The organism is Longimicrobium sp., assembly GCF_036554565.1.
GTDB lineage: Bacteria > Gemmatimonadota > Gemmatimonadetes > Longimicrobiales > Longimicrobiaceae > Longimicrobium.
Map to the genome: position 1 here is coordinate 1 of NZ_DATBNB010000759.1, position 8,092 is coordinate 8,092.

Here is an 8,092-nt window from a genome sequence, read left to right on the forward strand (position 1 = left end):
CAGGCGGTTGGGCCACACTGTGTTGCCGCCGTACGGCTGTCCGTTGTAGGTCAGCGACTCGCCGTACGCCACGCGCGAGTGCACGTGCTCGTCCCAGGGCCCGCCCGTCTTCCCCGCGTATCCGATGATGGTGTTCATTCCCACGGTGGCGCCCCAGGTGATCCCCGACGCCACGCTGGTCAGGTGCGCCATCAGCGCGCGATAGCTTCCGTTCCGCACCACCACGTAGTTGCCCAGCGTGTAGTAGCCTTCGCTGTCGTAGTAGTCCCACCCGGCCCACTCGACCGTGCCCTTGATGGCGGAATATACGTTGGCGTTCTTGTGCGCCGGCCAGTCGTTCGCGTAGTACTGGTTCAGCAGGTACGGCTCGCACTTGCGGACGTGGTAGCCTTGTCCCCACCAGCTGCCATAGTTGCCGCTCATGGCGCTCCACCCCGGATCCCCCGGCCGCATGTTGTAGTAGGTGCCGGAATACGTCGTCGTGTAGCCGCTGTAGAACTTGTTCGTGGCGTCCCACACCGTCTGCCAGAAGAACCCGCTCGGCTGCCCGAACTCGCACGCGGCGGCGCTCACCTGCGGCGCGGGCGCGGCGGAAAGCCGCGGTTCGCCGCCCTGCTCCGCCACCATCGCCACGCGCTCCGCCCGCATCTGCTCGTTCATCGCAAGCTGCGCGGCATCCGGCACCGCGCGCATGGCCTGGCGCACCGGGACGAGGCCCAGGGACGCGATCGGCTTGCGCGGCGCCTGCAGCCTCACGTCGCGCAGCACTCCCAGGGCGCGCTCGTCCAGCCCCGGCTGCTCCGTCCACAGCCCGATGCGGTACACGCGCTCACCATCGGCCACGTAGACCAGGGTATACGGGTCCGTCCCCGGCAGCCCGCTCACCGCCACGCCGCGCAGCCCCTGGCCCACGGCCACCTCGGTGCGCGTCAGCGGAAACTGCGGATACTTCGCCATCAGCGCGCTCACCAGCTCGCCGATCTGCTCCGGCCGGGCCTCGTACGCCAGGGCGATGCGCGCCACGGGCGACCGCTCGTGCCCGTTCTGCTGGGGGCCGGCCGGATCGAAGAGCGCGAATCCGTAAGTGTTGAAGAGCACCGGGTCCTGCACCACCCGCCAGTGCGTGGGCACGGCGATGGACACGCCCGCGGCCTCGTCGCGGACGGTCTTCATCGCGAGGGCGGATTCGGGATCGCTGGTGGCGGTGGGCGATTGGTCCCCGCAGGCGGACGCGAACAGCGCCACCGCGAGGAGGCCGAGCGGACGTTTCATGGGGCTCCGAACGTGAGGGAAAGAAAGGAGTGTAGGGGAGAGCACTTCCGCCGCCGCATGGATGATACCAACCGAGTACAGGATGTCGGATTCTGGATGTTCAACTCTGTCGATGCTGAACCGTCCGTCTCCACGAGGCTCACGAGGAGACGGACGATCCAACGCGGGAATCACTGCCGCCCGAAGACGAGCCGGTCGCGTCCTACGTAGCTGGAAAGGTACAGGTCCACCAGGCCGTCGCCGTTGAAGTCGGCGGCTTCCACGTCGACGCCTTCGCCGTCCAGGCCAGAGGGGAGGACGGTCCCGGTCGCTTCCTTGAAGAAGCCTGCGCCGTCGTTCAGCATCACGCGCCAGGCCTTGGTGTCGCGGAAGTTGGCGGTCACCACGTCCAGGTCGCCGTCGCGGTCCACGTCCACGAAATCCGCCTCGGGGGTGTGCGCCGTCTCCCGCCCGATGCGGGGGGCGGTGGCGTCGGAAAAGAAGCCGCGGCCGTCGTTGATCAGCAGCCGATCCTGCGGGTCTGCCCCGGCGACGAACGCCACGTTGGCGAAGTACAGGTCCAGGTCGCCGTCGCCATCCACGTCGCCCAGGTCGGCCTCGCGCGTCTCTTCGATGCCGGCGCGCAGCGGAATGCGGCCCGGCGCGTCGGCGAAGAAGCCGCGACCGTCGTTCAGCAGCAGGCGGTTGTCGTCGACATTGCCGAACACCAGGTCCGGGTCGCCGTCGCCATCCACGTCGCCCACCTCCACGTCCTGCGTCAGGTCGGCGACGGCGGGCAGCCGCGCGTGCGTCTGGTCGCTGAAGTGCCCGCCGCCGTTGATGAACACGAAGTTCTGCCCGTGGTTGCCGAACACCAGGTCGGCGTCGCCGTCGCCATCCAGGTCCGCCGCGGCGACGGACTGGGCGGTGCCGCGCGCGGGGAGCCGTCCGCTCGCGTCGGCGAAGGTCCCGCCGCCGCCGTTCAGGTACAGCTCGCTGTTCTGGTCGTCCTCGCCCGCGATGGCGGCATCCAGGTCGCCGTCGCGATCGAAGTCGGCCACGGCCACGTCTTCGCTGTCGTACGCGCTCCCGGGGAGGGTCCCGGCCGGGGCCACGGCCATCCGCCCCGTGCCGTCGTTGAGCAGCAGCACGTTGCGCTGGAACTCCTTTGCGATCAACAGGTCCAGGTCGCCGTCCCCGTCAGCGTCGAACGCCTGCGCGTCCATGCTGCTGCCGGGCGTAGCGGGGAGGTGGGTTTCGGTGACGTCCGCGAACAGGTGGCCGCCCGTGTTCAGGCCGGGGTGCGCGTCGGCTTGCAGCGGGGGCTGGCCTGCGTCTCCGCACGCGGCCGACAGGATGAGCGTCGCGGCGGCAAGGCAGCGGGGGAGGTACGGGTGTGCGTCCATCATGGGGGAGCTCCGGGGTGTAGCGGGGGAAGCGCGGTCTCCGTGGGGGCGGGTCCGCGAGGCGTCGTCCCGGGCCGGGGGAGGACCGGGACGCCCGTGAAGAAAGGCAACGCGCGTACCGGCGGCCCATCCACTGCGGCGTGGATCGGGAACGCGTTAGGCACCAAGCACCTGCGGATTCGGCGCAGGCAACCGGGGAGCACGACGGCGGAATGGGAACGCATCAAAACGGTGCGGCTTCAAAGGCGTGCGATGAGCAGACGGCGCGAAACGCGCCGCTCCACGCCATCCGAACCTCCTCCACACCAGCGCACGCCAGTCCGCGCAGGCGGACTTCGTGTGTTTGTTGCCGCGACTTCAGTCGCCCCAGCAGGGCCGGGCATCAATCCCTTCGGCCCGCCAGCAAGCTCCCCATCGAACGCGAGTTGCCACCGCCCGTCCGCGCCGGAGGTGGCGGCCTTTTCCACGGAAGAGTCCAGGCGCCACGCGTGCGCCGTTTCGTGTCGCATGGGAGAACACCGTATTGATCAACTGGATACGTGACCCGTAGCAGGCGCGGGGGTTGCTCCCTACCTGCCTCATCCTGCTCCCGAGCCAAAGCCAATGCCCGATCTGCGCGTCGTGGAAGCGTCGCCCCTGCGTTACCTGCTCTCCGTTCCGGACGGCGCGCCCAACGGCCCGCGCCCGGTCCTCTGCTTTCTGCACGGCTACGACGAGGCCGCGCCCACGGAGATCATCGAAGGCATAACCCGCCACGGACCGCTCAGGCCCGGCAGCGATGGGGCGGCGACACGCGACATGATCGTCGTGGCGCCGCAGCTGCCGGCAGCGGGTGACATCTGGCGCCGCTACGCCGACGTAGTGCGCGACATCGTCAGCCGCGTACAGGCGGAGCACGGGGGTGACCCGGCCCGCACGTACCTGACCGGTTTCAGCTTCGGCGGCAACGGCGTGTTCGACCTGGCGCTCTGCCAGCCGGGGGTCTGGGCGGCGCTCTGGCCGGTGGATCCCACGCGCGTGCCCGGCGGCGATCCCGGGCTCCCGGTGTGGATGTCGTCGGGCGAGGTATCCCGCCGCGGCGAGGCACGGTTCATCGAGCGGCTGAGCCTGGGGCCCGCGACCGACCCACCCGCGGACCGCGTGTACGTGGACCAGGGGATGGACCACGTGGGCACGGCGACGCTCGCCTATCAGGACGAGCGCATCTACCGCTGGCTCATTGCCCGGCGGAACCCGCCCGCCTGACCGCCGCCCCTGACTGCAGTCGCAAACCAGCCTCCCGAACTGGGCGGGCTCAACGAAAGCGGGAGCGGAAGCCACTTGCGCGCGGAACGAGAAAGCCGTAGTTTCCGCCCTACATCCCCGGGGGTAGAACCCCGGGTCCCCTCGGCCTGCGGGCCGGGGGGTTTTTTTTCGCGCGGAGGCGGGGGATGGCGAAACGGGTCGCGTTTCTCGTGGACGGCTTCAATGTGTACTACTCCCTGCGGGATGTAGAGAAGCTGTCGAAGGCGAAAGTCAAATGGCTCGATCTCAGGAAGCTGCTCTCGGATCACCTGCAGCCCATTCGAGAGGCGCTCGGTGAGCGAGTCGAAGTGTCCGTCGTCCACTACTTCTTCGCGTACGCTTACCACCAGACCCCCTACGACGCCGAGGTCGTAAACCGCCACGCCACGTACGTCGAGGCCCTTGAGACTACCGGGATCCGCGTGGTGCTTTCTAAGTTCAAAGCGAAGGACGTCGCCTGCTCGAAGTGCGGCCATCAATGGAAGCGGCACGAGGAGAAGCAGACCGATGTTGCGCTGGGGGTAAAGCTGATGGACTCCTTTGCACGAGATGAACGAGACGCCGTCGTGTTGGTTTCTGGGGATACCGACCTGATCCCTGCAATCCAGATGACGCGCGCGCTTTTTCCACAGCGGAAGATAGGGGTTGCTTTCCCTTTCCTGCGGCACAACACGGAGTTGGAGGCAGCCGCGGACTTCTCGTTCAAGATCACCCAGAAGGCGCTGCAGCGAGCGCAGTTCCCACTGACGATACCGCTGGCGAATGGAGTGATCCTGGAGAAGCCAGGTTCCTGGTGAGTTGATGTACCACCTGGTGTCGAAACAACGGCTTCGATGCTCCGCTCGCCGATCGCAGCCGCTCCGAGCTTCAGGGTTCGCCTCCGCCGCGCCGCCGAAACCCCGCCGATGTGGCGCTATCCGCTGAGCTTTCTGGTCCTGCTCGCGTTCCTGTTCGCGGGAGACGCGCTGGCCCACGCCGCGCGCCTGCCGCTGCCTGGGAGCGTGCTCGGCATGCTGCTGTTGGCGGGCAGCCTGCGCCTGGGATGGATCAGGCCGGCGCTCGTGCAGCCCGCCGCCGAGCTGCTGATCCGCCACATGGCGCTGCTGTTCGTGCCCGCGGGCGTGGGGCTGATGACGTACTTCGGCCTGCTCGGGCGGGAGTGGCTGCCCGTCGTCGCCGCCAGCATCGTCAGTACCGTCACTGTGATGGCGGTGGTGGGATGGATGCAGCAGCGGCTGGAACGCGATGCCTGACGCGGCCGCGATCGTCCTCTCCCTCGCCGCCACGCTCGGGGTCTACGCCGCGGCGCGAGCTTTCCAGCGGCGGATCGGCTCCGTGGTCCTGCACCCGGTGCTGGTCTCGATCATCGTGCTGATCGTCGCGCTCAGGATGCTCGGCATCGAATACGAGGACTACGACCGCGGCGGGCGCGTGCTGACGTTCCTGCTGGGGCCGGCCGTGGTGGCGCTCGGACTCCCGCTGCATCGGCAGATGGAGGAGATCGGACGCAAGCGCAACGCGGTGCTGCTCACGATCCTCGTCGGCAGCGTGGCCGGGGCGCTGACGGCCACGGTGACAGCCGCGCTACTCGGCGCCTCGGACGAAGTGATCCGCTCGCTCATCCCACGCTCCGTGACGACACCCATCGCCATCGGCATCGCGGGGCGGGTGGGCGGCCTGCCCGCGCTGTCCGCGGCCGTGTCCATCCTCACCGGCGTTCTGGGCGCGGTGATCGGCCCGCCGCTGCTGCGGGCACTCGGCATCCGCAGCCCCACCGCGTTCGGCCTGGCACTCGGCGCGGCGGCGCATGGCGTGGGCACCGCCCGCGCCGCGGAGGAGGGCGACGTGGAGGCGGCGAGCGCGGCCCTCGCCATCGGCCTGATGGGCGTATTCACCGCCGTCCTCGCGCCGCTCGCAATCGGGGTCCTGCTGCGCCTCGGCTGGCTGAACTGAGCACACGCGGCTGATTCGATCCACGCCGGCCCCTTGGGCTTTGGCTCTCGACCTGGGCTCATTCCCCACAATTGGGGAACGAGCCCCAAATTTGGGGAGCGACGGATCACACGGCGCGCACGAGTCACCGCTTCCGCGCGATCTTTCTGAGCCGGTGACGGCTTTATCCTTCGCGGAGTCAACCCGATCCGGAAAGAGGTCACGAAGCGCTTCACGAGATGGTGAAACAAGGGGCTGTACGGGAGCACACTCTGTCCACTATCCTGTTCGCGAGCCGATGCACCGGATCAGGTTCATCACCGACGTGAACGGATCGATGAAGGAACTGCCAGGCCCGAAGAAGGAACGACCGTGGGACAAGAAGTGGGTAGTCGAGGCACTCAACGTGGTTCCGGCGATCGGGACGGCTGTCGTGGCAGCGCTGATGGCCGCGGCCGACGCGAGCCGCCGCCCATACTTCGGCGTCTTGGCGGGCTTGGCCGCCGCCCTCGGAATGGCGAGCATCGTGAAGGTCCTTCACGCCCGCGGCCAGGACCTTGAACGCAAGCGGCCGGAAGATCACCTTGGGCTGCTGGGGGCTCTGCATGTTCTTCATGCGGTCGTCCGGCGGGAAGGTGGGCTCGGTGAGGGACCAGATGACCGGCTCCGGGTTACGATTCACCGTGTGGTGCACGAGGGAAAGCCGCTGAAGGTTCCCCGGGAACTGGAGCAGATGTTGCCGTACATCTGCCGAACCGGAGGCGGGCAGCATCGGCGGTTCCGGATCGAATCCGGGATCATTGGCAAGGCGGCGCGGGAGTGCGCTTTGTTCTCTGCCTCACGGGAAAGCACCGACTTCGAATCTGCCGTCCGAGAGCTCGTGTCCGATTGGGCGTACACCGAAGCCGATGCGCGAAAGCTGCAGCCGGATCGGTTGTCGTGGATGGCGATCCCGGTGATCTACCCGGGGGAGAGCGCAACGGTGGCGGTGGTCTACCTGGATTCCAGCGAGCGGGACTTCTTCACGAAAGAGCTGCAGAATCTCGTGTCGGTGGCGTGCGCCGGCATTTCTTCCTTTCTTCCAGAGGCGTACTGACGATGGCCAACGAGAAATCGGGACTGGCGGACGCGTTCGCCAATACGCGCATCGTGTCGAAGCCCGGGGCGGAGATCCGGGTGGAACGCACCGAACTCACCGGAGTGCTCCGGGAGCGTCTGACCACGTCCGTACGGAGCCTGGGCAGCTCGTCCTCGCCGCGCGCGACGGATGTGAAGTCGCGCAACTAGATCGCTGGCGGGCAGTGGTCGCGAGTGGCTGCCAATCGCGGCCAAAGTGGCAGGGAACCCGCCTGGATAGCAGGAAAAATCAGGAAAAACGTGGCATGTGCGTTGCCTTGTTCCGTGGCAGCGCTTGCGGGCGCCCCGGTGCTGATGGCACCGCGCGGCGCCCTTGTTCGTCCCTGACACCCGAATCTGAAGGAGCACCCATGGCGAAGGTCATTGGGATCGATCTCGGAACCACCAACTCCGTGGTCGCCGTGATGGAAGGCGGCGACCCGGTGGTGATCCCCAACGCCGAGGGCGGACGCACCACGCCGTCCGTCGTGGCGTTCACCAAGGACGGCGAGCGGCTGGTGGGCCAGGTGGCGCGCCGCCAGGCCATCACCAACCCCAGGAACACCATCTTCTCCATCAAGCGCTTCATGGGACGCAAGGAGTCCGAGGTGAAGAGCGAGGAGAAGATGGTCCCGTACGAGGTGGTGAGCGGCACCAACGGGCTGGCGACGGTGAAGCTTCCCAACGCGGACAAGAGCTTCTCGCCCCCCGAGATCTCGGCGATGATCCTGCAGAAGATGAAGCAGACCGCCGAGGACTACCTGGGCACCCCGGTCACCCAGGCGGTGATCACCGTGCCCGCGTACTTCAACGACGCGCAGCGGCAGGCGACCCGCGACGCCGGCCGGATCGCCGGGCTCGAGGTCCTGCGGATCATCAACGAGCCCACCGCGGCGGCGCTGGCCTACGGCTTCGGCAAGAGCGTGCGCGGGAGGATCGCCGTCTTCGACCTGGGCGGTGGCACGCTCGATGTGTCGGTGATGGAGGTGGGCGAGAACGTCTTCGAGGTGGTGGCCACCGGCGGTGACACGTACCTGGGCGGCGAGGACTTCGACAACCGCATCATCGAGTGGCTGGCCCAGGGCTTCGAGCAGCAGCACAAG

The 8,092-nt window shown here is 67.8% G+C and carries 9 protein-coding genes; 7 read left to right on the forward strand and 2 right to left on the reverse strand.

What is annotated here, in order from left to right; translation table 11 throughout:
- Together VIB55_RS21360 and VIB55_RS21365 are read right to left on the reverse strand one after the other, a co-directional pair.
- Positions 1 to 1,272, reverse strand: a 1,272-nt coding sequence (locus VIB55_RS21360; protein ID WP_331878699.1) for a M23 family metallopeptidase, incomplete at its 3' end; no start/stop codon positions are given.
- A 170-nt stretch (positions 1,273 to 1,442) separates the two neighbouring features.
- A complete protein-coding gene (locus VIB55_RS21365) occupies positions 1,443 to 2,660 on the reverse strand; it encodes a VCBS repeat-containing protein (protein ID WP_331878700.1) in 1,218 nt (405 codons plus the stop codon).
- Positions 2,661 to 3,260: 600 nt separating this feature from the next.
- Between VIB55_RS21365 and VIB55_RS21370 the strand changes: the two genes are divergently transcribed.
- From VIB55_RS21370 to VIB55_RS21400, 7 genes are all read left to right on the forward strand, one after another.
- A complete protein-coding gene (locus tag VIB55_RS21370; protein WP_331878701.1) occupies positions 3,261 to 3,902 on the forward strand; it encodes a hypothetical protein in 642 nt (213 codons plus the stop codon).
- Between the two features lie 185 nt (positions 3,903 to 4,087).
- Positions 4,088 to 4,738, forward strand: a complete 651-nt coding sequence (locus tag VIB55_RS21375) for an NYN domain-containing protein (protein WP_331878702.1) — start codon at positions 4,088 to 4,090, stop codon at positions 4,736 to 4,738.
- A 108-nt stretch (positions 4,739 to 4,846) separates the two neighbouring features.
- The gene (locus tag VIB55_RS21380) at positions 4,847 to 5,194 is read left to right on the forward strand and encodes a CidA/LrgA family protein (protein ID WP_331878703.1); all 348 of its coding nucleotides are present in this window, start codon (positions 4,847 to 4,849) and stop codon (positions 5,192 to 5,194) included.
- The gene (locus VIB55_RS21385; RefSeq protein WP_331878704.1) at positions 5,187 to 5,894 is read left to right on the forward strand and encodes an LrgB family protein; all 708 of its coding nucleotides are present in this window, start codon (positions 5,187 to 5,189) and stop codon (positions 5,892 to 5,894) included. Before VIB55_RS21380 ends, VIB55_RS21385 begins: the two co-directional genes overlap by 8 nt.
- A gap of 277 nt (positions 5,895 to 6,171) precedes the next feature.
- On the forward strand, positions 6,172 to 6,969 hold the full coding sequence (locus VIB55_RS21390) for a hypothetical protein (RefSeq protein WP_331878705.1): 798 nt from the start codon (positions 6,172 to 6,174) through the stop codon (positions 6,967 to 6,969).
- A 2-nt stretch (positions 6,970 to 6,971) separates the two neighbouring features.
- Positions 6,972 to 7,160 carry a hypothetical protein gene (locus tag VIB55_RS21395; RefSeq protein WP_331878706.1) on the forward strand — a complete coding sequence of 63 codons (189 nt, stop codon included), beginning with the start codon at positions 6,972 to 6,974 and terminating at the stop codon, positions 7,158 to 7,160.
- A 200-nt stretch (positions 7,161 to 7,360) separates the two neighbouring features.
- Positions 7,361 to 8,092 (forward strand): Hsp70 family protein (locus tag VIB55_RS21400; protein ID WP_331878707.1); only part of this gene is annotated, 732 nt, incomplete at its 3' end.

Coding starts and splice junctions, on each gene's coding strand:
- VIB55_RS21365 (WP_331878700.1), bottom strand. CDS start 2,660: ATGATGGACGCACACCCGTACCTCCCCCGCTGCCTTGCCGCCGCGACG.
- VIB55_RS21370 (WP_331878701.1), top strand. CDS start 3,261: ATGCCCGATCTGCGCGTCGTGGAAGCGTCGCCCCTGCGTTACCTGCTC.
- VIB55_RS21375 (WP_331878702.1), top strand. CDS start 4,088: ATGGCGAAACGGGTCGCGTTTCTCGTGGACGGCTTCAATGTGTACTAC.
- VIB55_RS21380 (WP_331878703.1), top strand. CDS start 4,847: ATGTGGCGCTATCCGCTGAGCTTTCTGGTCCTGCTCGCGTTCCTGTTC.
- VIB55_RS21385 (WP_331878704.1), top strand. CDS start 5,187: ATGCCTGACGCGGCCGCGATCGTCCTCTCCCTCGCCGCCACGCTCGGG.
- VIB55_RS21390 (WP_331878705.1), top strand. CDS start 6,172: ATGCACCGGATCAGGTTCATCACCGACGTGAACGGATCGATGAAGGAA.
- VIB55_RS21395 (WP_331878706.1), top strand. CDS start 6,972: ATGGCCAACGAGAAATCGGGACTGGCGGACGCGTTCGCCAATACGCGC.